Origin of the sequence: Brevibacillus sp. DP1.3A, from assembly GCF_013284245.2 — a bacterium.
Lineage (GTDB): Bacteria > Bacillota > Bacilli > Brevibacillales > Brevibacillaceae > Brevibacillus.
This window is the reverse complement of sequence record NZ_CP085876.1, coordinates 3,578,059-3,601,137: the sequence shown is the minus strand read 5'-3', so window position 1 is coordinate 3,601,137 and position 23,079 is coordinate 3,578,059. Positions and strand designations below refer to the sequence as shown.

The window sequence follows — 23,079 nt, the reverse complement described above, 5'->3', positions numbered from 1 at the left end:
CAGCGACATTTCCGTGCCCGACGTCATACAAGACGAAGGGCCATTTTTTATTTGACTGCGCTTTGTTATCAATATTTTTTATTTTCAGAATTATATATTGTTGTTTTTTCATCTGCCGCTTATAATTCTACTAGTGTGCGAACTTCATATCCTTATTTTTTTGAAGTGTATACTTCTAAATGAAACCTGAAATTGCTTTCCTGTTTGGAAGTAATGAACCTAAGGAGGCATGACATGAAGATGAATGAGTGGGAAGCGTCGTTTGAAGCATACGTCCAAAGGCTGATGGATGATTTTCAAGTTCCCGGTGCGATCATTGCTGTAGCCAAAGACGGAGAACTCACTTATGAAAAAGCATTTGGTTATCGGGACCGCGAAAAGCAAGCTCCCATCGATCTGGATACGGTATTTGGGATCGGATCGATTACGAAGTCGTTTACATGCATGGCGATCATGCAGCTTCAGGAAGAAGGAAAGCTATCCGTGCATGATCCGGTTATCACCTATTTGCCTGAGTTTCGCACACCGAACGAATCCCAAACGAAAAGCATCACCATTCATCATTTCATGACACATACCCTCGGATTTCCACCACTCCCATCTCTCATTCCTGCAATGCTACCCAGCTTACAAGCCGATCCGACAGCAAAAGAATTACTCCAACATTTTGAAGCGCAATGTAAACATCCAATCGATACCTTCGAAGAACTCATGGCCTATATAGGGAAGCTGCCCTTTGAATTGTTGGGACCTGCTGGGACAGAATTCAGTTATTCGAACGAAGCTTTTGGCTTGCTTGGAGCGATTATTGAGCGGGTCAGCGGCAAAACATACGAAGCCTATGTCCAAGAGCATATTTTACAGCCACTTGGCATGGAACGCACGGGTTTTCATGTGGAGGAATTAGGCGAGGACGACAATACGACCATGTTGTACACACCGCGCATGAATGATGGAGTTCGTGAAGTAGTACGTGCCCCCGGTTGGTGGGATGCTCCCTCCATGCGTGCAGCAGGCTTCCTCAAATCGTCCGCACGTGACATGCTTCGGTATGCGGATGTTTATCGGACATTAGGGCTTTCAAATGGAGCGAGAATCGTCTCGGGAGATAGCGCCTCACAAATGACTGCCCCTCATGTCCGGATTGATTTGAGCCGCAGCTATGGTTACGGACTCGGCGTGTTTCCATTTTCCGAAGATTACACCTTACTTACCCATACCGGCGGTTTAAAAGGGATGACCGCGCAAATGTTCATCGTCCCAGAGACGGGAGTAACTGGCATTCTTTTGACCAATATGGATGATGCCCCTATATCCAATCTGACATTAGGTTTGTTAAACAGCATGTTCGGTCGCCCGCTCGATACGCAGTTTGCCACGTTTACCGATTGTGAAGTGCCGCTTGCTTACTTGCAGCAATGTCCCGGTACATATAAATCCGGAGAAGGAGACGTAGTAGAGATCAGATTCGATGAAGCACAGAGACAGCTCGTACTCGTTCTAGGCAGTGATGTGTTCCCGCTGCGTTCCGTTGGCGAAGATACGTTTTTGTTCACGCGCCACAACATCGATTCACTCATCCGCTTTGTTCGCCATCCAGACGGTGAGATCAAGCGGTTGGCGTTTGGTTCGCGTCAATTGTCCAAAGCAATCTAATCAAAGATAGGGAGGCAGTTTCGCATGAAGGTGTTTATTTCGTTGGACATGGAAGGGATCTCTGGACTAAGCGAATGGGAGGATGTGATCCCCGGTCGAAGACATTACGAAGCGGGGAGAAGACTACTGACACAAGATGTAAATGCGGCGATTGAGGGTGCACTGGAAGCAGGAGCTACCGAAATTATCGTCAATGAGTCTCATGGACCGATGAACAATATCATTCTGGAAGAATTGCATCCACAGGCAGATGTCATCCGTGGCTTTTTCAAGCCTCTCTGTATGATGCAGGGAATCGACAGTAGCTGCGATGCCGCATTTTTCATCGGTTATCATGGAAAAGCGGGAACAGGAGATGCGGTACTCAATCATACATTGTCTGGCCTCGCTATCCATCGGCTTATCTTAAATGGCAAAGAGGTGGGCGAAGCAGGTTTAAATGCAGCAATCGCGGGAGCCTTTGGTGTTCCTGTCGTACTCGTTACCGGCGATTCCCAAACGGCCAAAGAGGTCGAAGAAGATATCCCTGGAGTCTTTACGGTCGCCGTGAAAACTGGGATAACGGGCCTCTCGTCGCAAGCGATGCATCCCGTTCGTGCGAGAGAGCTGATCCGTCAGCAAGCAAAAGAGGCATTGCTCCATCGCAGTACAGTTAAGCCGCTTGCACAAAGAGTAGAGAATACGATAGAAGTCGAGTTTACGAAATCACAATTTGCCACAGCAGTCAGCTGGATGCCAGGAATTGAACTCATCGAAGGACGAACGGTACGCTTCCATTCGCCTGATCTTGTTAGCATGATGCCCGTCCTGCAAGCGATGTTGTTGATAACTGGGCAAGTAAATCGGATGATTACAGGTTAAGTAAACCAAAAATGCAGCTCCTCATCACGAGGATCGCTGCATTTTTTTCGTTTTAGTTCAGAGGCTTATGGCTTTTCAAATACGCAAGGGCATTATATATCATTTCGGCTGCTTCTTCACGCGTGATGGGCTTTTGCGGATGAAGCTTGTTTTCCTTATCCAATTCGATAATATCTCTTGCCAAAGCTCGTTGAATGGAGCCTTGGTAATCCACGGTGAGTTCATGATTATCTTGGATTTCTACTGGTACTAGTTTGATCATCGGAAGATTGCCCTTGGTCTCCATGACTCTCATCAGCTGGTGAATGAACTGCTCTTTGGTCCATTCTGCGTTCGGATCGAGATCAGCTGGTAACTCCAATCCGTTTGCAGCCGCTATGATCAGACTCTCTGCATACCAAGCATTGTTATCGGCTTTGGAAAAAAAGTCAGTGGCTTGTGGAGCCTTTACAAAACGGATCGCTGCCAGACTCAAATCAAAGGCATTTACAATCAGTTGAATGCCTTGAGCTGCCGTTATCGTTTCGGTAGGTGCAAATTGGCTATCATCTACGCCTTTTATCACACCTTGTTGCTGTAAGGAAAGAATTTTATCTTTCGCTCCCGATTGGGCAAGGTCCGTAAAAGGAGTCGTTGCAGCAAAGCTTGGTTGGGCGAATGACACGGTTAACAAAGCAATGATAGAAAGAGACATCATATTTTGTCTGACATTCATGGTAGCCACCTCGTCAATTTTTGAAGTTTCACTCCATTTGACGAAGAATAATTAGCAACGTTTCATCTTTCCTTTTATCTGCTTTTGAGCAATCATATCCTATGATAATATTGAGATAATGATAATCGTTATCAAAGAAGGGGTTACTTATGTTCAATGCACCCGATAGCATATGTAGTACTAGCAAAGAGAGAACAGATCAATCAGTGACGATTTCTTTCGTACTTCTATCAACTTACAAAGGACCACTGCCTTTTCATTTTGGTACCCAAACATCGAATACACATCTTCTCTTGTTTGTCGAATCTGGGAAAGGTTCTATCTGTATAGGAGAACAAGAATACCGATTATTCCCTGGACGATGCTTCCTTAAGCCGCCGGGTATGACCATACAAACGGTGGCAGATGAAGGCGAAATAGTGACCGTTTCTGAACTTGAGTTCAGCGGATACAAAGTAACATCCGTTCGTGAGGTTGAAAATGTTCATGTGGTAACAGAGCCTTTTTGCTTGCCCGTTTCGGGAGAGTTAAATGAGAGCGAACTAGGACAAGCGATCCGCAACTTATGTGAACGGCATGAAAATCCAGGCGATCGTGATCGATTTTCGTCCCATTGTCAGTTACTATCCTTGGTGGAACGAATCTGGGAAGCAAATGAAAGATGGCGGGGCAACGAAAATCTGAAAGCGGTAGAGCATACGATCCGCCTAATGGAACAAGACTATTTCAAGCCTCTCAGTCGTGAAATGCTGTCAAAAGAGGCCGGAATGAGCCCAAGTCATTATTCGACTGTATTTCGCAAAGTGAAGGGTAAAAGCCCGATGGAATATTTGTCTGAGATTCGTATCGAGAAAGCAAAGGGCAAGCTGTTGACATCGAATGCGCGGATTCGCGATATCGCTCTGGGGGTTGGATATGCCAGCGAGTTTTATTTTAGTAACAAGTTCAAGAAGATGACAGGCATTTCCCCCAGAGAATTTATTAGCCAGAACCTCGGGAAAAAGCTGCTAGTGTCACACCCTGAGGCATTTAGTATGACGCAAACAGTGCCGAGTCGTGTGATTGGACTTTTTGTAGAGGATCACTTGAAAGTGTTTGGGATCAAGCCTTTGGTCCAATTCGCTTCTGGAGGATTTCAACAACGCTATCTGGGATCATTTTTGCGTGAGGTACGACATTTTGATCCCTATGAATCTGATTTTCAAGCCATTCAACAGGAGAAACCGGATATCATTTTGCTGGGGATTCCACAATTTGCTGAGGAGGGACGGTTCGATCGGTTGGCAAACATTGCTCCTACATACCTGTTTGAAAACCCCGTTGATGATTGGCGACAAACGCTGCGCACTGTCGGCAAATTACTAGGCAAAGCATCCGAGGCTGAACGAGCCATCCATGAATATAATCAGAAGGCTGAAGTAGCGAGAAGTATCCTCAAACATTCGATTGGAGATCGGTCGGTCGCATTGGTTCGAGTCTACGCAGATGGTGACATTCGTCTGTATGGAGGACCAAACGGCTATACCGGGTCTGTACTCTATGGCGACCTCGGTTTACGCCCACCGACGCTTGTACGTGACCTCATCTGGGGTTCTTCCGAATGGATGAAGAAAATTACGTTTGACATGCTAAGCGAATTGGATGCACAACGTTTGCTAATTGTTGTAGACGAGGCTGGGAGGCAGGAGGCATGGAAAATGACGAGCAGTGAACAGTGGAAAAGCGTTCCCGCCGTACGCGAAGGAAACGTGTATGAAGTGAGATCGGACATATGGATGACGTACGGCCTGCATGCGCATTGCGCAAAAATTGATAACGTACTGGCAGCATTGACAAGTGAGGGAACATACCGTACAAAAGTGTAAAAAACATCGAACATTTCAGCATGTCACTTCTATTGATGGCATGCTAAAATTCTCTTTGTTAATGAGAATCACTATCAACAACAGGGGGATTTATATGCAGAGCCAATCGAAAAGATGGTTGTTCAGCTTTGGCTTCGTTCTGTCCGTTTTACTTGCTGGTTGCGGCAACATAGCCACCACGGAGCCGACTGTCTCATCGGATACAAGCGACCAATCCGCATCAACGGTACGCAAGTTCACACACATGATGGGTGAGATCGAAGTGCCAGCAGAGCCGAAGCAAATTATCGGGTTGTATATGGAGGATTTTCTTGTCTCCTTGGGGATTAAACCTGCAGCGCAGACCACAATTGGCGCTTTCACCTTGAAATATTTGCATGAGAACATCGGAGATCTTCCGAAGCTTGATACGAGTGCGATGAATTTCGAAGCGATCTTGGAGATGGAGCCGGATCTGATATTACTTGGTCTTCCCAATTATGCACAAAATGACAATTATGCAAAATACGCCAAGATCGCCCCTACCTATGTATTCGAGGCAGAGGCAGCCAATGATTGGCGAAATACGTTGCGCAAGGTCGGGGACTTAGTCGGCAAGCGTGAAACTGCGGAGAAAGTGCTGACGGACTATGAACAAAAAATCACTGAAGGAAAACAAAAGCTTGAAAAAGCGGTCGGGAAACAAACCGTAGCGTTAGTCCGCGTACGCAGCAATAAAGAAATTCGATTATACGGTGGCCCACAAGGCTACGCTGGGTCGGTACTCTATCAAGATCTTGGGCTCGAGCCTCCAGCTTTGGTGAAAGAGCTTGCCTGGGGCGATAATGCTGGGCATGCAACCATTTCCGCTGAGGTGCTGCCAAAGCTTGATGTCGATCATTTGTTTGTCGTAGTTGATGACGGTGGGAAAGAGCTTGCTGAGGAGATATTCTCGACCAGCATTTGGAAGTCACTTCCAGCTGTTCGTTCTGGCCACGTTTACAATGTGGCGCCAGATCACTGGATGACGTTTGGACCTATTGCTTACAATCGCAAGGTCGACGATGTGTTGAATGCACTAGTGAAATAAGTGGCTTGAAAACAAGCAGAGGAGTGTTGGACTCATGAGTCAGGAAACCGTATCGGATATGACAGCAACGATCCGGAATCGCAGGACGATCCGGGATTTTAACGGGGAGCCTATGAAGGAAGAATCGGTCGTCGAATTATTGCAAGACGCGGCTTGGGCACCGTTTCACTCCGCAAAAGAGCCTTGGCGGTTTATCTTGTTTATGGAAGAAGGGCGCCGAACGTTTGCTGAGGCGGTCATGCTGGCTTACTCCAAGGAAGAGGTTGAAAAGTGGGGCGAAAAGATGATGCATCAATATTGCGAGCTCATGCAAGCGAATCTTTTGATTGTCATCGAAGCAGATCCGCGCCAAAAACAGTTCGAAGATGCTTTCTCGGCAGCAGCAGCGTTCATACAAAATTTGCAGCTGCTAGCTTGGGAGAGAAAGGTCGGAGTAGTCTGGAAGACGAACGATTACAATTGGCATCCGAAGTTTCTGCAAGCCGTTGGTGTTAAGCAAGGAGAGAGAGTTGTGGGCACATTACATCTCGGTTATTTCAACGACAACAAAGTTCCGCGACCGAAGATGCGTACACCGATTCGTGAGCTGCTTACTGTCCATCACGAATAGGTGCCTATCCCAATACTTCATAGAAAAAACAATCGGTCCTCCACGTGAGACCGGTTGTTTTTTCTATTTGTTTACAATTAAATGATTTAAAGAAAATTTTATCTTTTGATTACTATTTCATTTAACATTACCTATTATCATTAGATTGAAAAAGAACAACGTGTGTTCGAACCATGGAGGAAATGGAAATGGAAATGGAAATGAAAAAGCGATTTCTCTTACTAGGTATTCTTTTATTGCTACTGGGTTATCCATTTTTGCACCCTCTTGTAGTGGATGTATGGCAAAAACAGCCGGATGCAACAGCTTTCCCGAAATACAAAGAGATTCGCGTTGAACAAGATCAGATTTATCAGGGCGATCTGTTACTGGTCAACAAGGACGATCCGATCCATTCAGAGGCGGTGCCATCCGATGTGATCCATTTGTCTTCGCATAATTATTTAGTGGAGGGCTATCGCTTGCAAGACAATTCCATTGAATTGTCTGAGAACGCAGCGAAGGCGTTCAACGAGATGGTCCATGCAGCAAGCAGTGACAATGTAAAGCATTTTATGATCAAAAGCGGCTATCGAAGCTTGGAAAAACCGGGAAAACTGGTTGAAGAGAAGGGACATGCCTACGATACATTGCCAGATTGTTTTCACGAACATCATCTGGGTACAGCCGTGGACGTTACATCCACACAAATGAAAATCGACCAATCCCCAGAAGGGAAATGGCTACAAGAAAACGCTTGGAAATACGGGTTCATTTTGCGCTATCCGAGGGAAAAGGTCACAAGCACTGGCGTTCCTTACAATCCTATGCATTACCGATTTGTAGGTTTGCCGCACAGCGCCATTATGCGAGAGCGTCAATTATCCTTGGAGGAGTACGTGAATTATTTGCGGGAGAAAAAGGCAGTGTCAGGGACGATAAATGGTGGAGACTACAAAATTTATTATTATCCAGTGGCGACTAGCATCATGATTCAAGTGCCTACCAATGGGAAGTATGTGCTTTCTGGCGACAATCAGGGTGGTGTCATTGTGACAGATTTTTTGTAGTTTGGTCATTCTTTTGCACAGCGTGCGAAAAAGGCTGCTGAAGCACTCAGCAGCCTTTTTTTGTTGCGCCCAAGAAGATGATTAAATCACACGTCTTCCAAGCTCAAAACGTTTTTCCCAGGAAGTCCCTTTGAATTTGGTTGTCGTAACTCCCGGCTTACCGTACGTATGCAGTAGCTTATTGTCTCCAGCGTAGATGGCAACATGGGTAATGCGAGAAGAAGAGCTGCCATAGCTGCGGAAGAAAACGAGATCTCCTTTTTGCAGCTGATTCTTCGAGACTTTTTGACCGACTTTGGACTGTTGACGTGAGTCTCGAGGCAGATTCACTCCGACCTCTTTAAACACTCGCTGTGTAAAGGAAGAGCAATCAAATGTACGCGTTGTTTTTTTGCTCGAACCAAATTTATAAGGTACGCCTTTATACTTCAATCCTTCTGAAATGACCTGATCGGCAATGTCGGAAGAGGAAGCAGTGCTACTATCTGACTGTTTATTCTGATTACTAACAGTAGTACTTTCCTCATTGGCTGTCAGGTCGATATTCGTACCATCTTGCAGCATTTGATCCAATTGCTCATTTTCAGCCTGTTGATTCTGCTGTTTATCCTGATTAAGTGTAGTTGTGGAGGTGAGACTTGTCTCAGAAGCCGCATAGGCTTGTCCGTTCATGAGAAGAGAAGTCCCCATTAGAATAGCTACGACCGTAGTAGTTGTACCTTTCCAGTTTCGCTTTGTCATGATGTTCCTCCTTCTGAATGGTTGATCTTGATGTGTGTTTCTCATCCACGCTCTTATCGTACAGAACAAAACTAAGATTCCCGGTAGAATTTCATGAGAGTTTCCTGAGAAAACTGTTGGTAAGATATTCAAACGGAGATGATATACATGCCTACACCAGATGGAAAAGGCTATTTGCTACTCGTGGAAGATGAGCATAACTTGGCAAGATACTTACAGTTGGAGCTGGAGAATGAAGGATTTTCGACGGATATTGAATACGACGGGCTTTGCGGATTAGAAAAGGCACTAACGATTGAGTACGACCTCATCCTCCTGGATGTCATGCTGCCCGAATTATCGGGGATAGAATTATGCCGACGAATTCGGGAAACCAAAGATGTCCCCATTATCATGATCACGGCTCGTGGAGAGGTTCCGGATATTGTGACGGGATTAGACAGTGGAGCAAACGACTATCTGGCGAAGCCGTTTGCAATCGAGGAGTTGTTCGCCCGGATTCGTGCCTTATTGCGTCAGCGGGAATCAAAAGCGAACCAGGAGATAGTGGTTGGCCGATTGCGTATCCAGCCCAACGCGCGGCGAGTGTTCCTCGATGAGGAGGAAATCATGTTGACACCACGCGAATTTGATTTGCTTTATTATCTGGTTCAAAACAAGGAGCAAGCGGTCTCGCGAGAGCAAATTCTCACAGCCGTTTGGGGTTTTGACTTTATGGGGAATACCAACATCGTGGATGTGTATATCCGGTATTTGCGGAACAAAATTGAAAGTGATCCATCCGTCAAACTGATTCATACCGTGCGAGGAATTGGATATACACTACGAGATTAAAAGGAGAACGCAGTGCTTACACATCGCAGATACTCGCTCAAATGGAGACTCACGCTGTTCTTTAGCTCTGGCATGCTGGTTTTGCTTCTCTTTTTGTCCATATTTATTTTTTTCAGCACCTCTAATCTCGTCCATCAACATGAGCAAAAATTACTCAATCAGAAGGCAACGGCCATCGCAGCCGATTTGAAAACGGAAATCACCGAAGAAGCATCGCTGACGATTACCTATTTGACGCGTTTGTTAATCAATTACGCTGACGTCAATCAATTCATAAACATTAGCGACCAAAACGGCAAGGAAATCGCTTCGATACAGGGAGCCAATTGGACAAAAGAGCCAGAAGACTATTATGAAAGGACCTTGGTCGCTAAAGAACCTGTGCAGCTGCCGTTCACATCCGAACTTCTGTTTGTGCAAATTTCTACTACGACAGAGGCGCTTGAATGGTATTTTTCCATCTTGCTGACGATTCTTTTTCTCTCTTCCTTTTTTACCTTGCTACTTTCGGCAATTGGAGGCTATTGGTTGAGTAACTGGGGACTTAAGCCTCTCGATCATCTTATCCAGCAAATCCATTCGATTTTCCCTCAACGTCTCTCCCAACGAATTCACCATCATCATGTAGAGACTGAAATCTACGAGCTGATCCATGCCTTTAATCTGTTATTAGATCGTATGGAAGAAGCAATGGTCTATCAGCAGCGATTCGTCACAGATGCATCTCACGAGTTGCGAACACCACTCTCGATTATTGAAGGGTATGTAAGTCTTCTGCAAAGATGGGGGCAGCACAAGCCAGAAGTAAGGGACGAAGCACTCGCAGCTGTTCAACAGGAGTGTAGACGACTTTTCAAACTGATTGATGACCTGTTGGCGCTAGCCAAATTGCAGCATACCTCTCAACTAGGCTCAACGAAAGTCGTGCAGCCATTAACCCCTCTGCTCCTTGAAGTAAAGCAAGCGTGGGTACCGATTTTTCCTCCACAAATTAAGCTGCTTTTTGAATGGGAGGAAGCTCTTGTCCTTTTGATGGATCGAGAGAGGATTCGACAGTTATTGGACATCCTTTTGGACAATGCACGGAAATACACAGATGAAGGACAAGTGAAGGTACGAGCATATGGGGATGAAGAGACCGTGCATATTGTGGTAGAGGATACAGGGATCGGTATTCAAGCAAAAGAGATTCCCCACCTTTTTAAGCGATTTTATCGTGTGGACAAATCCCGTACACGAAAAAGGGGAGGAAGCGGGATCGGTCTGGCCATCGCCCAAGCGATTGTCGCGGATCACGAAGGAAGCATCTCCATTGCTCCTTCCGCGGAAAGAGGCTTGATCGTTCATGTTTTGTTGAAAAAAGCGGGAATGAGTTGACGTTTAAGGGGAATAGACAAAATCATATTGTGCATCTGCTTGAAGTGAGTAAGCAGGTGCCTTTTCCGCGTTTATCAGAAGAGTCTCCATTTCTAAAAAATAAATTGGTAAAAAATAACTATTTAATATATTTTTTCCGAAAAATGGTTGTCTTCAAATTATTAATTTGATATAACAAATAAAGGGATTATTTGGAAAATATCGGGCCCTATATTTTTCTGATTATCCCAAAATTACAATATTTTTAGAGTATGAGGAGGAATTTCGAATGATTTGCAAATACGATTGCCCAAGTGGTTATACTCCATCTGCAGACGGACTAATTGCAAGTAATACCGAAAAAGGTTGCATGAGCCACAAAGATTGCTCGTGGCAACGTAATTACCAACAATACTACCAGCGTTGCATTAAATTTGACGATAAAGTACCCGGAGACTCCTTTACCGATAAATACTGCAATATCTCTTGGGGTTCTTGCTGCTAAAGATTCTATTACATGGGGAGCGGGGAATACCGCTCTCCCTTCATTCATTTCATAAAGAGGAGACCGATAAGACATGATGCCAGAAACAAATCACCGCAGGTTTCTAAAAAGTCAACCAGTACCAATTTATCAAATTGGAAATTATTTACCCTCTGAATTGGTATTAAACAAGCAAGGGGAAACCCTACAATTGGATTGGATTAGAAATGTCCCTTATTCAACAATCATTTTTGTGATGAGTAAAAGGTGTGCAGCTTGTAACTACGATGCAGCGGAAGCATTCATTAACAAGTATCCAAAGTTCACGTATCACATGTTAATTGAAGGCGATGAGGAATACCTTAACGCGATAAGAAACAGATTTCCTGAAGTTCCAATTGTCCAATGTGAGTCAATATTTGTGCAGAAAGAATTAGACTTTTACGGAATTCCATGGATGTTTGGTGTTAACAAAGTAGGGCAAATCGTTGCAGGCGGGTTATGTAGCGAATTTGAATCGATGGAGAGACAAGCACGCCCTTTTATTAACGTGTTTTATCAAAGGACGAAGTCAGTATGATTGTCTTGCGTAAGAATATCAGTATCATCAGATATGTCATGTACAAAGTCTGGAAAATAAACAAGTTTGTCATCATTCTAAATTTGATCATTGCTCTGTTATTAGCGGTACAGACTAACTTAAACGTATTTCTAACGGATCAGCTAGTACGTGCACTGACAACATCCGCGGTTGAGTTAAAGATTGTACTCATGTTAGTCGGATTGATGACTGGATTGGAGGTCCTTTCAACTGTACTCAAGGCATATCAGCAGCATGTAGAAAACAAATTTCAAGCGGAATTTGAAATACATAACCAGGTGGATCTACTTGATCATCTCTATCATGAAGACTTGGTCAAAAAAGAGGACCCGCAATTTTATGGTCAGTATCACCAGCATCATTATGCACTTTCAAAGTATCTAGAAACTTTCTACAACACGATAAACTTATTCCAAGTATTTCTAAACGTAATTTTAAGTCTTAGCTTTTTGTTTGCTTCGTTTGTTGCGCTTGGTTTTTTTGTTATTATCTTCTCCATGTTGCGAGGCTACATCGAATTGAAGATTACCAACGAAAGAGTTCATGTAACGAATGAGATCAATCACACATATCGTGAACACAATTACTTTTTTCAACTCTTAACCGACTTTCGTTATCACAAAGAAATCACCTTAATGCAAATCTATGATTACCTCAAAGTTCAATGGGTTCAAAAGAAGGAAAAAGCGATCGCTAAACAACTGAATATGCAAAAAAAAACCAATGTACATACAACATGGAGTCTGCTACTTTCTCAACTAAACAAGACACTGATTATTGTGACTATCGCGTATTTGATCAGCCAAAAAACATTTACAATCAGTGATTTTGTTGCCATTACTATGGCTTTTAGCATCGCTGAGAATAGCATGGTCAGTTTTATTCAACGCGTAGGATCTATCTATGAGAATAATAAATATATCGAGTCAATTAGATCGACATTGGTTGATAATAAGAATAAACAAGAGAAGTGTGAGGAGGAATATGTCCAAGCTTCCTTCCTAAAAGAAATACGAGTAGACAATCTAACATTTACCTATCCGAATCGAACAGAGCCAGCGATTGAGAACATCCACATGACAATCCAAAAGGGGCAGAAGATTGCTATTTTAGGTGATAATGCAGCCGGTAAATCGACTTTGATCAAAAATTTGCTTGGGCTGTACAAAGCACCACACGACACCATTTTTTTCGATGGGAATGACCTTGGGAACATGCAAACGAGGGACTTATGGAATAAAACGAGTGTGGTATTTCAGGATTTCATCAATTATTCAATGAGCATTCGTGAAAATCTGGCTTTATCCAATATGCATGATTTGCACAACGATGAAAAAATGAGAATCATGCTTAATCGGGTTGGATTAGAAAAATTAACGGAACTTCCTCAGGGGATCGATACGAAGTTGGGTTTTTTATACGACGATGCCACTAATTTATCGGGAGGTCAATGGCAACGATTAGCTTTATGCCGTGCGTTTATGAGAGACTTTGACCTTCTCGTGCTAGATGAGCCGACATCTGCTCTTGATCCTAACAGTGAACTGGAAATCTTTAACCAAATCCTCAATATGTCAGTAGATAAGACAGTTATTATTATCTCCCATCGTGTAGGCATCGCAAGCAAAGTCGACCAGATATACTTGATGAAGGAAGGAAAGATTATTGAAGCAGGTAACCATCATGAATTGATTGCCAAACAAGGAGAGTATCATTCCATGTGGGAAAAGCAAATAAACTGGTATAACATTCCAGTTACTGTATAAATGGAGGTTGAAGCATATGCATAGCATGATCAGTACTCAAATCGAGGAGAACTTGTCTTCTCTCATACTAAAAAATCACGATGGAAGCGAAATCACTGTGAAGGACTATCATTCGAACAGTGCAATCGTATGTGTCTCGCTTTATTGCGTATATTGCGTAGACCTGTTGCCACATTTAAAAGAATTATCGGAAGCATCTGCCTATCATTTTATCGTCTTAGCGAATGGAGAACCGGATGACCATAAAGAAATGATGGAGTATTTCGGATGGGAATTTCCCCTTGTTTTAATGGAGTATGAACAAATGGACGACATCTTTGGAATGAATGAGCTCCCGTTTGTATTATTTCTAACCGAAGGCAAAATAGTTCAGTCTGGTGTGGTGCACAAGCCGGAAGACTTCCATTTTCTCTTAAAGAAGGCAGGATAGGAATATGACAATTATTGAAGGAATGGCATTGGGATTTGGACTGCTGTTCTGCATTTCGTTTTGTGCTAAGTGTATGGATCGGCGAGATTATTTTGAGACGATCAGAAGTTTTGAAATGATTTCTGACAAACTAGTTAAACCAGTTGGTATTGCTGTTCTGGCAACAGAATTGATACTCAGTATCTTCTTCACTCTATTCTTTTGGGTCCAGTTTACTTTTTTGTTATCCCTCCTATTATTAATTGGCTTTTCAATAGCCTTACTCAAGGTCAAACTCGCCAAGAAAAACGTCTCTTGCCATTGTTTTGGCAAAGGTAATGGGGAGACCAATTTAGTGGCGGCACTCATAAGAAATGGATGTTTAGTGAGTATTGCCCTGTTTGGCGTTTATGCTGGGGTGAACGTGGTTCCAAGCATTAACAGTAATCTCCATCAACTATTCATGACTTTCAGTGCTGCACTTGTTTATTTGTTAGCAAAAGAATGGAGCGTCTTGCTGAAGCACCAGTAAGAAATGAGGGAGCCAATTGTTTGAAATTACAGAACTGATAATTTGGTTAGTAATTTTAGCGCTAACCATCTCCAATATTATGATCGTTCGTCAACTTCTCATACTAAAAAGAGAGAATGTTCTTCATTTGCAGAAAATGGGTTTCATAAACGAGCCGAATATACAGATGCAACCAGTGTTCAATGTAGAAGCGACGTATTTGTTTCTAACTTTTACCGATCGAAATAATATCGATTATATAGAACAAGTAAGTTCTTCAATCGGAGCTACTCCCTTGTATGTGATCTACCATGCTCCAAAATGGAAAGCGCATCTTCTTTCAAAAAAAGTTAGCGATAAGGCTAAAGTACTCTATGACGAAGAGCAAGCCATCATGAAATATTTAGGGATTAGCATGTATCCATATTTTATAAACGTGGATTGCACGGGCAATATTCAGAGACAAGGAAAATGGACATTCCATGAACGGGGAGATCACGATAATGGAAGCACAACTATTAATGCTGGATAACGTACATATGGTGCAAATGGAAGATGGAACAAAAGCCTTACAATTAGGGAGGGTTCTGAATACACTCACTGTGGAAACTCTGCCTTTTGTGTCTAAGCTGTCATTCTTTGTGAAATTACAAAATATCCAATCGGATGAAATGATCAACATTGGTATTAATGTCTACGACGAGGAAGATCTAGTTGCTTATACTGGAAAGATGCATGTGTACAACCAACGTCAAAAAGACCAAGTACCAGGTGTAGACACTTGGGCGGACTTGTCCATTACTATGACAATGGCAGGCTACTATAAAGCCATACTTTTTGTAGAAGATAGGGCAACTGCAATGTATTCGTATAATGTAAGAGTGAAAGATATATAATACAATTCCACTAATATGTTCAATCATCGTGATTCCCTATGATAATCATAGGCAATTTGTAATTGTTCCAAAAGATGGTCACTCCTATAATCAAATACGTAGCAATGCTACATAAAATCGATAGGAGCTGATTTCAAATGTTAAAAGCCATTTTTTATCATGCAGGGTGCCCAGTATGTGTAGATGCGGAGCAAGTCGTCCTTGATTACCTGGATCAAACAAAAATCGATATTGAAATTGTCCACCTTGGTACAGAGCGGAATCGCCTTGAGGATGCAGAGAAGGCTGGTATTCAATCAGTTCCTGCTCTCGTGATTGGCGGGAACGTCTACCACATTAACTTTGGTGCAAGCTTGGAAGATGTGAAAAACGGCTAAATGAGAAAAGGAGGTGCTTTTGAGGCGCCTCCTTTTTCCTATGCTTTTACACGACCATGTTTCCATTTACAATGGATAGAAGAATGGAACAGGGAAGGTAAGATACGATCATGATGTTTGATCCCCAACAACGTAAGGAAAATCGCTCAGCTCGTATCATGATGGCTCTATTTCGAATGTCCCAAGCGATTAAAAAGGTGACCCAGGCAGAGAGTGATGAACAGGGACTGTCACCCGTACAAATTCAGGCGTTACTGTTCGCTTTGTATACGAGAAGCGACGTGGCTTCCATTGGTAACTTTGCCAAGGCAATCGGAACGACGCATGTGACAGCTGTTAAGATCATCAATGGACTCGTAACGAAAGGACACATGACGAAAGTACCTAAAAAAGAAGATCGACGAGTGACGCTGCTTCAATTGACTGCAAAGGGAAAAGAAGCAGCATCGAGCCTTGAAAAATGGGGGTACACACTGGAGGAAGCCCTTCATTCTATTCCGGATGACATACTGGAAGATTTCGAGATCGGGCTCAGCTCCGTGATAACAGCGATGCAAAGACGTGGTCATCTCGTTGTAGCGGAGCCCTGTCTAGGCTGCATTCATTTTCGGTCGAATACAGGTGATTCCCATACACCTCATTATTGCGCGTTCATTGAAAAGTACCTCACGCATGAAGCATCCTTGAAAGAATGCCCCGAGCATATTTCCACTGGGAATAACTAAATAATGATAGGCAATACCTATCGAAATGATAACAACGCTGCTATTGAACAATGATTTGCCTCGTCATAAACTGATCTTGACTCTGGCATCATCGAACATCATCGTGTTTTACCGTGGCAATTAACTGCTCCATAAAGACTCGGCTTGCTGCACACAAATACTTGTTTTTCCGGTAAACGATACCGATTTGCGCCGTGATAGTGGGCTGTTGGATCGGAATCGTTCGAATCCGTTTATCATCGATATAGTCGAGGTAGCCTTTCGAAAGTACCGTGACACCAACACCTTGCCCGACCATATTCGTAATCGATTCCATTGTGGTCATCTCCAAAACAGGCTGTGGCGCGAAGCCCAGCTCCTGACACTTTTCATCAATCAACTGACGCAAAAAGTACGTGTTGGGCAATAAAATGGAGGGGGTTTCTTTCAAAATCGCAAGCGAAACAAACGGTTCCTTTGCGATCGGATGATCCACAGGTACGCCTAGGGCCAGATTTTCTGTATAGAGCGGAATGGTTTCTAGATCGTCATGCTCCATAGGCAAAAAAACAATGCCGAGATCGAGTTCGTTTTTCAGAAGACCTTCATAAATATCACCGGTTCTCAACCCAAAAATAGACAATTCAACCTTCGGATAACGCTGGTGAAACTCGATAACAGTAGGCGGGAGCAAGTAATTGACAACTGTCAGCAGTACGCCAATTTTTAATGCGCCTCTGCTTAAGCCTTGCAGCTCACTAATCGCTGCACGTGCCTGTGACAACTCATGAAACACATTATAGCTATGGTGAAGCAATGTTTTTCCTGCTTCCGTCATAACCGTTCGTTTGCCGACGCGATCAAACAAGGGCATACCGATTTCATGCTCAAGCAGGCGGATTTGCTGACTGAGTGAAGGCTGCGCAATGCCCAATTTCTCGGCTGCGCGAGTAAAATTCAACTCTTGGCACAGTGCCATAAAGTATTCTAATTGCTTGAGCTCCAACGACTATCCCTCCGGCGATTTATGATCGAACAATAGGTTTTTCCTATCATTATAGAACAAACCATTATGGATTTGTATGAATAAAAGAATGAGGTGATCGCTTGTGGATATCGAAATCATTTCACTGAATGTAGGTAAACCCAAACAAGTACAGTATCAAAACAAAGAGGTTTCTACCAGCATTTTCAAAAGCCCTGCAACAAAAGCTCTATATCTATCCTTTTTGAATTTCGAGGGAGATGGACAGGCAGATCTGGTCCACCATGGGGGCAAGGAGAAGGCCGTATGCGTCTATCCGTATGAACACTACCCATTCTGGGAAGCTGAATTACAGAGAGAGCTGGCAATCGGTGCCTTCGGAGAAAATCTGACGATTCGGGGATTAGTTGAGACGGACGTATGCATCGGCGATACCTTTCAGCTAGGGGGAGCGATCGTACAGGTCAGTCAACCGAGACAGCCTTGTTATAAATTATCCGTGCGTTACGGTGTGCCCGAAATGTTGGTTAGGGTCCAAGAGACCGGCTATACTGGCTTTTATTTTCGCGTGCTAAAAGAAGGGCTTGTATCTTATACGGATGGATTGATAAGACTCTCATGTCATCCAAAAGCGATAACGGTCTCTTATGCAAACCGAATCATGCATCAAGAAAAAGAGAATATCGACGGCATGAAAAAGCTGTTGGAAGTAGACGAGCTGTCCTCCAATTGGCGAGCGACCTTTACCAAACGATTATCCGGCATAGAAATTGATACGCGCGAAAGGCTGACAGGCAACCAATCATAGCTACAGGTATGTAAATATTTGCTCTTCAGAATAGTTACCTGACATCAGGTAGCCACATAGGCTAAAGGGTAAATCCTTTACACTGGAGAGGAGATTGAGATGTACAACAATTCTTACCATTACTATCAATGGTATTATCCTGTGCTTGCCGGATGGAATAACAACCATTTTCACTATGGGTGGAGTCCTCATTATTACAGCTGGAGCCATGCGAATGGAAATCGATACTGGAATCGTGATCAGAATACCATCGAATTGAGAGATTATGGACCAAAGCCATTTGTCGTGAATATTGAGCAAGCCACAAAGCAAAACAACACATTCCGTACGGCATTATGGACAGGGAAGCACTTGCAGGTGACGCTAATGAGTATAAATGTTGGAGACGACATCGGTTTAGAAAATCATCCGGATACGGATCAATTCATCCGAGTGGAAGAAGGCCAAGGACTTGTTCGGATGGGGGATCGACAAGATCATTTAGATTTTGAACAAAGAGTAAATGATAACGATGCCATCATGGTCCCTGCGGGCAAATGGCACAATGTTATCAATACGGGTAATACGCCGCTTAAAGTATATTCCATCTACGCGCCACCTCATCATCCTTTTGGCACCGTTCATGAGACGAAAGCCAGTGCCATGGCTTCTGAGCAAAGCACTCAATAAGAATCGAGTTGATAGGAAATGGTGCCGGACATCGAGGGAGTGACTAAAAAAAATAGGGGAAGTTATGCCGCTCCTTTTTAAGGGGCGGGATTTTTTTAGTGGGATAGATATTTTCCCAAGGATATTTTCAACAAGCATAGAATATTATCATTATTCACAATCTTCGTTTAAGGAAGGTATAAACCTATGGATAAAGAAGCTCAGAGAATCGACCTTAGACAAGAACAGTTCAACATGAAAGAGCTGCTTCAGTCACTTGTTGAAACGACTACGGACGCGATTTCAGTTAGGGACATGCAGGGTAAAATACTTTTTGTGAATAGTGCTTTTGAAAAAATCTATGGTTGGACGTATCAAGACCTCCGGAATGACCCGTACTGTCTCGTACCTGAAGATCTTATTGACGAGACAAAGGAAATTTTCCACGAGGTTAAATATGAAGGGAAAAATATTACGGGATATGAGACCGTGCGTCAACGAAAAAATGGCCAGATCGTGCAGGTTGGTCTAACAGCTTCCCCTATAAGAGATACAGAAGGAACGATCATAGGCACTTCCGTCATCGCAAGAGATATTACGGACCGCAAAATGGCGGAAGAGGCTCTCATGACAAGCGAGGCAAAGTACCGTATCCTCGTAGAAAATACAAGCGATGTTATTTGTCAACATGATGTACACATGAATAATCTTTTTGTATCTCCTTCTATCGAGCACCATTTGGGATACACACCGGATGAATTTCTGCAAACGAATAGTTTTGATCTCATTCACCCCGATGATGTGAAAATCGTGAAAGACCTGCGTTCCTTACTCTCCACGAATCCCCAAAATGTACAAATGGAGATCAGAATACGCCATAAAAATGGATCGTGGGTGTACTGGGAGTCGCGTTGTGTTCCGATCATGTCTGAGAACAAAGAGGTTGATAGCTTTCTATTCGTTTCACGCAGTATCACCGAGCGAAAACAGTCTGAAGAAGCTTTGCGCAAGAGCGAGGAACAGTATAGATTCATTGCCGAACACACAGCAGACTTCATATCCGTGATTGATAAGAACGGTCACGTATCGTATGGTTCACCTTCACATCTGAAGAAATTAGGTACGAACCAAATTATCATTGAAAACATTCATCCAGAAGATGCATCACTCGTCTTTGAGCGATTTTCCACTATGCTTCAATTCGATATACCTATTACATGTGAGTATCGATACAAAGTGGAAAACGAGAAATGGATCTACCTCGAATCAAAAGGAATGCCTTTTTTCAGCTCGGATGGCGAAAGTCAATACTTTATCAACGTTACACGTGATATTACGGAGAGGAAGCAGAACGAAGAACTTCTCCGCAGAACAGAGAAGCTGTCCGTAATCGGTGAATTGGCTGCAAGTATCGCGCATGAAATAAGGAATCCTCTTACGTCATTGAAAGGCTTTATCCAGTACTTGCGGCCAACGCTATCGGAGGGCGTCATTTTTACAGACATTATGTTGTCCGAGCTAGATCGCATCAACTTTATCGTGAGTGAGCTGCTTGTATTGGCCAAACCGCAAACTCTGAATGTGAAGCGGATTCTTTTACATCCTCTCATTGAAAGTGTGGTAAAGTTTCTCGAATCAGAAGCGAATCTCAACAACATTTCGATCAACACCATATTCAGCCATATACCGATAGCGATTAAAGGAGAAGAAAATCATGTAAAACAAGTCTTTATCAATATATTGAAGAATTCCCTGGATGCTATCACGGCGAATGGCGAAATCAGCATAGAAACCACATGCCTTCATAATAACCAAGTGCTGATTCGTTTTACCGATAATGGTTGTGGTATTTCCCAAGAGCTGCTGCCTAGGCTTGGTGAACCTTTTTATACCACGAAAGAAAAAGGAACAGGCTTAGGTTTACTTATCAGCAATAAAATAATCAAAGACCATCAAGGCACCATCACCATCTCAAGTGAGGTTAACAAGGGTACCATCGTGGAAATCATGTTGCCCATTTCGAATTAGGAAGGTGATCCTAATGAATACTCAAATCGTTGGCAATAAGGTAACATTCACCAAATCCCCACCTACGTGTGCTGAAAAAGCCAGAATTATTAGAGGGGGAGAAAATCATGTGGAGGAAGTTACAGCTTCATCCGCTTGCAGTTCGATACAGTGTGTTTATGATCGGACTGGCGGTTATGGCGTTTGGCATTGGTATGATGATTGAGGCGCATTTAGGTGTTGCGCCGTGGGATACATTGCATATCGGATTACAGAAAACATTTGGACTGACCATCGGCATATGGTCGCAAATCGTGGGAGCCATGATCATTCTCGCTTCCTACATCATTGGCAAGATCCGGCCTAACGTGGGTATGTTTTTAAACATGTTTTTCTTCGGACTGTTTATTGACTTATTCATGTGGCTGAACTGGATTCCTACAGGAGAAACCGTTATAGAACGAGCCATTTTGTTCGTTGTCGGATTGCTCATCTATACGGTCGGCACGGGTATGTATATTTCACCGCGATTGGGAGCCGGTCCACGTGATAGTTTTATGTTAGCTCTGCATGAGCGAATGGGATGGGGCATCGGTAAAGTTAGGATCGGTATAGAGTGCACGGTCATGGTGTTGGGCTTGTTGCTTGGTGGACCCGTTTCTGTGGGAACCTTTGTGACGGCCCTTGCGATCGGACCGCTGATCAAGCAGTTTATTCCGATGTGGGAGCGAATCCTGGCAAAACCGTACGGAACGGCTTAAACAGCGCAAAAGAAAAAGGGTGCTCAAATTGAGTACCCTTTTTCACTTTGTTGCTGCTTGCGTTCAGCCATATAGGATGCGATTCCTAAAATCAGACCCAGTGCTACGAGCATAGCGCCGACCCATGGGAGAGAGGTAATATGAAGATGAGTAATAACCCATCCGCCAATGAAAGCACCAGCTGCATTTCCTAGATTTCCGGCAGAATGACTGGAGGTAGAAGCAAGCGCTGGCGCATTCTGTGCGAGATTCATCACACGCACTTGCAGCCCTGGAAATACAGCGAAAGAAGCAGCGCCCCATAGAAAAATGGTCAATACGGCAGCTATTGGACTGTACAGGGTAAACGTAAAGAGCGTGAGAATGATGCAAATAGTAAAGTAAAGTCCGAGTATGGATGGCATCAGCTTCCAATCCGCAAGCTTTCCGCCCACGATATTGCCGATGGTCACTCCACAGCCAAAGAGGACAAGAATCCACGTTACATGATACTCAGCAAAACCGGTAATTTGCGTCAACAGAGGCGCAATATACGTAAATACGGTGAATAGACCCGCATTGCCCAGTGCTCCGATCAGGAGGTACAGAAGGAGCTTGGGCTTGAGAAGAGCGGTAATTTGCCCAGTGATACTTCCGGTGTTTTTTTGCCGCATGTTTGGGACGAAAACGAGTATTCCGATCAGTGCTATTACTCCCATGATTGCTATAGTGCCAAATGAGGCTCGCCACCCCATGTGTTGACCGATGAAAGTCCCCAAAGGTACACCAATAATATTGGCGATCGTCAGGCCGGCCATCATAATGGAAACGGCTGCGGCACGTTTGTCAGGACTTACAAGACTAGAGGCTACAACAGCCCCAACTCCAAAGAATGTCCCGTGTGTCAAAGCGGTGATCAGGCGTGCCCCCATCAGTATTTCGTAGTTGGGAGCAAAAACAGAGATTCCGTTCCCGAGAATAAATAGAACCATTAGTAGACAGAGTAGCTTCTTTTGGGGAATTCGGTGGGTGAGGACTGTCAGTATCGGTGCACCGATGGCTACCCCTAGAGCATACATGGTAATGAGTTGACCCGCAGAAGAGATACTAACATCTAAATCCTCTGCAACATTCGGCAGTAGACCCATAATGACAAATTCCGTCATCCCAATGCAAAAAGAGCCCACTGTAAGAGAGAGCAAAGAGATAGAAGACTTTTCCTTTTTGGTCTGTTTCTTGGTAGTAGTGTGAGATAACTCCATGAAGTCAATACAACCTTTCTGCATTATAAAATCCCGTTTGTGGTGCGGGTAAAGATTACCTGTTCTACTTTGTTAAGTCAAGGCATTATTTTTACGCTTTATTCGTTATCAAGCGAACCTTCAAT

Annotated in this window: 24 protein-coding genes; 20 read left to right on the top strand and 4 right to left on the bottom strand. The window is 43.6% G+C overall.

Annotation, left to right across the window (positions count from 1 at the left end; all coding sequences use genetic code 11):
- The first annotated feature begins 234 nt into the window (after positions 1–234).
- Together HP399_RS16410 and HP399_RS16405 are read left to right on the top strand one after the other, a co-directional pair.
- On the top strand, positions 235–1,656 hold the full coding sequence (locus tag HP399_RS16410; RefSeq protein WP_173617617.1) for a serine hydrolase domain-containing protein: 1,422 nt from the start codon (positions 235–237) through the stop codon (positions 1,654–1,656).
- Positions 1,657–1,680: 24 nt separating this feature from the next.
- Positions 1,681–2,517 (top strand): M55 family metallopeptidase, encoded by an 837-nt coding sequence (locus HP399_RS16405; RefSeq protein WP_173617616.1) that lies wholly within the window; start codon positions 1,681–1,683, stop codon positions 2,515–2,517.
- Positions 2,518–2,569: 52 nt separating this feature from the next.
- Here the strand turns inward: HP399_RS16405 and HP399_RS16400 are convergent, their stop codons facing one another.
- A complete protein-coding gene (locus tag HP399_RS16400) occupies positions 2,570–3,232 on the bottom strand; it encodes an S-layer homology domain-containing protein (RefSeq protein WP_173617615.1) in 663 nt (220 codons plus the stop codon).
- Between the two features lie 149 nt (positions 3,233–3,381).
- On the opposite strand from HP399_RS16400, the gene HP399_RS16395 reads away from it, so the two are divergent.
- From HP399_RS16395 to HP399_RS16380, 4 genes are all read left to right on the top strand, one after another.
- Positions 3,382–5,097, top strand: a complete 1,716-nt coding sequence (locus HP399_RS16395; RefSeq protein WP_173617614.1) for a helix-turn-helix domain-containing protein — start codon at positions 3,382–3,384, stop codon at positions 5,095–5,097.
- A 94-nt stretch (positions 5,098–5,191) separates the two neighbouring features.
- Positions 5,192–6,166: an ABC transporter substrate-binding protein gene (locus HP399_RS16390; RefSeq protein WP_173617613.1), complete on the top strand. Its 975-nt coding sequence runs from the start codon at positions 5,192–5,194 to the stop codon at positions 6,164–6,166.
- A gap of 34 nt (positions 6,167–6,200) precedes the next feature.
- Positions 6,201–6,776 (top strand): nitroreductase family protein, encoded by a 576-nt coding sequence (locus HP399_RS16385; protein WP_173617612.1) that lies wholly within the window; start codon positions 6,201–6,203, stop codon positions 6,774–6,776.
- A 200-nt stretch (positions 6,777–6,976) separates the two neighbouring features.
- On the top strand, positions 6,977–7,825 hold the full coding sequence (locus HP399_RS16380; RefSeq protein ID WP_173617983.1) for a M15 family metallopeptidase: 849 nt from the start codon (positions 6,977–6,979) through the stop codon (positions 7,823–7,825).
- Positions 7,826–7,906: 81 nt separating this feature from the next.
- Here HP399_RS16380 and HP399_RS16375 read toward each other — a convergent pair whose 3' ends face one another.
- Complete coding sequence (locus HP399_RS16375) at positions 7,907–8,566, bottom strand: C40 family peptidase (protein ID WP_173617611.1); 660 nt, start codon at positions 8,564–8,566, stop codon at positions 7,907–7,909.
- Between the two features lie 147 nt (positions 8,567–8,713).
- On the opposite strand from HP399_RS16375, the gene HP399_RS16370 reads away from it, so the two are divergent.
- The 10 genes from HP399_RS16370 to HP399_RS16325 all read left to right on the top strand — a co-directional run bounded on the left by HP399_RS16370 (position 8,714) and on the right by HP399_RS16325 (position 16,525).
- Complete coding sequence (locus tag HP399_RS16370) at positions 8,714–9,400, top strand: response regulator transcription factor (protein ID WP_173617610.1); 687 nt, start codon at positions 8,714–8,716, stop codon at positions 9,398–9,400.
- A gap of 12 nt (positions 9,401–9,412) precedes the next feature.
- Complete coding sequence (locus tag HP399_RS16365) at positions 9,413–10,777, top strand: sensor histidine kinase (RefSeq protein ID WP_173617609.1); 1,365 nt, start codon at positions 9,413–9,415, stop codon at positions 10,775–10,777.
- Between the two features lie 557 nt (positions 10,778–11,334).
- Positions 11,335–11,820, top strand: coding sequence for a hypothetical protein (locus HP399_RS16360; protein WP_173617608.1), 486 nt, complete (start codon positions 11,335–11,337; stop codon positions 11,818–11,820).
- Positions 11,817–13,607 carry an ATP-binding cassette domain-containing protein gene (locus HP399_RS16355; protein ID WP_173617607.1) on the top strand — a complete coding sequence of 597 codons (1,791 nt, stop codon included), beginning with the start codon at positions 11,817–11,819 and terminating at the stop codon, positions 13,605–13,607. Before HP399_RS16360 ends, HP399_RS16355 begins: the two co-directional genes overlap by 4 nt.
- A gap of 16 nt (positions 13,608–13,623) precedes the next feature.
- A complete protein-coding gene (locus HP399_RS16350) occupies positions 13,624–14,037 on the top strand; it encodes a TlpA family protein disulfide reductase (RefSeq protein ID WP_173617606.1) in 414 nt (137 codons plus the stop codon).
- 4 nt (positions 14,038–14,041) lie between these two features.
- Positions 14,042–14,548, top strand: coding sequence for a MauE/DoxX family redox-associated membrane protein (locus HP399_RS16345; protein WP_173617605.1), 507 nt, complete (start codon positions 14,042–14,044; stop codon positions 14,546–14,548).
- Positions 14,549–14,564: 16 nt separating this feature from the next.
- Positions 14,565–15,059 (top strand): hypothetical protein, encoded by a 495-nt coding sequence (locus tag HP399_RS16340; RefSeq protein ID WP_173617604.1) that lies wholly within the window; start codon positions 14,565–14,567, stop codon positions 15,057–15,059.
- Positions 15,031–15,423 (top strand): hypothetical protein, encoded by a 393-nt coding sequence (locus HP399_RS16335; RefSeq protein WP_173617603.1) that lies wholly within the window; start codon positions 15,031–15,033, stop codon positions 15,421–15,423. Before HP399_RS16340 ends, HP399_RS16335 begins: the two co-directional genes overlap by 29 nt.
- 137 nt (positions 15,424–15,560) lie before the next feature.
- The gene (locus HP399_RS16330) at positions 15,561–15,800 is read left to right on the top strand and encodes a glutaredoxin family protein (RefSeq protein WP_173617602.1); all 240 of its coding nucleotides are present in this window, start codon (positions 15,561–15,563) and stop codon (positions 15,798–15,800) included.
- 110 nt (positions 15,801–15,910) lie between these two features.
- Positions 15,911–16,525 carry a MarR family winged helix-turn-helix transcriptional regulator gene (locus tag HP399_RS16325; protein ID WP_173617601.1) on the top strand — a complete coding sequence of 205 codons (615 nt, stop codon included), beginning with the start codon at positions 15,911–15,913 and terminating at the stop codon, positions 16,523–16,525.
- Between the two features lie 88 nt (positions 16,526–16,613).
- Here the strand turns inward: HP399_RS16325 and HP399_RS16320 are convergent, their stop codons facing one another.
- The gene (locus HP399_RS16320; RefSeq protein ID WP_173617600.1) at positions 16,614–17,510 is read right to left on the bottom strand and encodes a LysR family transcriptional regulator; all 897 of its coding nucleotides are present in this window, start codon (positions 17,508–17,510) and stop codon (positions 16,614–16,616) included.
- Positions 17,511–17,613: 103 nt separating this feature from the next.
- Between HP399_RS16320 and HP399_RS16315 the strand changes: the two genes are divergently transcribed.
- The 4 genes from HP399_RS16315 (at position 17,614) to HP399_RS16300 (ending at position 21,713) form a co-directional block, all read left to right on the top strand.
- Positions 17,614–18,297: an MOSC domain-containing protein gene (locus tag HP399_RS16315; RefSeq protein ID WP_173617599.1), complete on the top strand. Its 684-nt coding sequence runs from the start codon at positions 17,614–17,616 to the stop codon at positions 18,295–18,297.
- Positions 18,298–18,396: 99 nt separating this feature from the next.
- Entirely contained in the window at positions 18,397–18,966 is a 570-nt protein-coding gene (locus tag HP399_RS16310) for a cupin domain-containing protein (RefSeq protein ID WP_173617598.1), read from the top strand.
- Between the two features lie 186 nt (positions 18,967–19,152).
- A complete protein-coding gene (locus HP399_RS16305) occupies positions 19,153–20,973 on the top strand; it encodes a PAS domain S-box protein (protein WP_173617597.1) in 1,821 nt (606 codons plus the stop codon).
- 107 nt (positions 20,974–21,080) lie between these two features.
- Positions 21,081–21,713 (top strand): YczE/YyaS/YitT family protein, encoded by a 633-nt coding sequence (locus HP399_RS16300; RefSeq protein ID WP_173617596.1) that lies wholly within the window; start codon positions 21,081–21,083, stop codon positions 21,711–21,713.
- 23 nt (positions 21,714–21,736) lie between these two features.
- Here the strand turns inward: HP399_RS16300 and HP399_RS16295 are convergent, their stop codons facing one another.
- Positions 21,737–22,954 (bottom strand): MFS transporter, encoded by a 1,218-nt coding sequence (locus HP399_RS16295; protein WP_173617595.1) that lies wholly within the window; start codon positions 22,952–22,954, stop codon positions 21,737–21,739.
- Positions 22,955–23,079 lie beyond the last annotated feature (125 nt).

Excerpts from the sequence above, each read along its gene's own strand:
- HP399_RS16380 (WP_173617983.1), top strand. The coding sequence starts at position 6,977 with ATGAAAAAGCGATTTCTCTTACTAGGTATTCTTTTATTGCTACTGGGT.
- HP399_RS16295 (WP_173617595.1), bottom strand. The coding sequence starts at position 22,954 with ATGGAGTTATCTCACACTACTACCAAGAAACAGACCAAAAAGGAAAAG.
- HP399_RS16350 (WP_173617606.1), top strand. The coding sequence starts at position 13,624 with ATGCATAGCATGATCAGTACTCAAATCGAGGAGAACTTGTCTTCTCTC.
- HP399_RS16390 (WP_173617613.1), top strand. The coding sequence starts at position 5,192 with ATGCAGAGCCAATCGAAAAGATGGTTGTTCAGCTTTGGCTTCGTTCTG.
- HP399_RS16360 (WP_173617608.1), top strand. The coding sequence starts at position 11,335 with ATGATGCCAGAAACAAATCACCGCAGGTTTCTAAAAAGTCAACCAGTA.
- HP399_RS16370 (WP_173617610.1), top strand. The coding sequence starts at position 8,714 with ATGCCTACACCAGATGGAAAAGGCTATTTGCTACTCGTGGAAGATGAG.
- HP399_RS16335 (WP_173617603.1), top strand. The coding sequence starts at position 15,031 with ATGGAAGCACAACTATTAATGCTGGATAACGTACATATGGTGCAAATG.
- HP399_RS16405 (WP_173617616.1), top strand. The coding sequence starts at position 1,681 with ATGAAGGTGTTTATTTCGTTGGACATGGAAGGGATCTCTGGACTAAGC.
- HP399_RS16375 (WP_173617611.1), bottom strand. The coding sequence starts at position 8,566 with ATGACAAAGCGAAACTGGAAAGGTACAACTACTACGGTCGTAGCTATT.
- HP399_RS16325 (WP_173617601.1), top strand. The coding sequence starts at position 15,911 with ATGATGTTTGATCCCCAACAACGTAAGGAAAATCGCTCAGCTCGTATC.
- HP399_RS16385 (WP_173617612.1), top strand. The coding sequence starts at position 6,201 with ATGAGTCAGGAAACCGTATCGGATATGACAGCAACGATCCGGAATCGC.
- HP399_RS16355 (WP_173617607.1), top strand. The coding sequence starts at position 11,817 with ATGATTGTCTTGCGTAAGAATATCAGTATCATCAGATATGTCATGTAC.
- HP399_RS16310 (WP_173617598.1), top strand. The coding sequence starts at position 18,397 with ATGTACAACAATTCTTACCATTACTATCAATGGTATTATCCTGTGCTT.
- HP399_RS16400 (WP_173617615.1), bottom strand. The coding sequence starts at position 3,232 with ATGAATGTCAGACAAAATATGATGTCTCTTTCTATCATTGCTTTGTTA.
- HP399_RS16330 (WP_173617602.1), top strand. The coding sequence starts at position 15,561 with ATGTTAAAAGCCATTTTTTATCATGCAGGGTGCCCAGTATGTGTAGAT.
- HP399_RS16410 (WP_173617617.1), top strand. The coding sequence starts at position 235 with ATGAAGATGAATGAGTGGGAAGCGTCGTTTGAAGCATACGTCCAAAGG.
- HP399_RS16300 (WP_173617596.1), top strand. The coding sequence starts at position 21,081 with ATGTGGAGGAAGTTACAGCTTCATCCGCTTGCAGTTCGATACAGTGTG.
- HP399_RS16395 (WP_173617614.1), top strand. The coding sequence starts at position 3,382 with ATGTTCAATGCACCCGATAGCATATGTAGTACTAGCAAAGAGAGAACA.
- HP399_RS16345 (WP_173617605.1), top strand. The coding sequence starts at position 14,042 with ATGACAATTATTGAAGGAATGGCATTGGGATTTGGACTGCTGTTCTGC.
- HP399_RS16305 (WP_173617597.1), top strand. The coding sequence starts at position 19,153 with ATGGATAAAGAAGCTCAGAGAATCGACCTTAGACAAGAACAGTTCAAC.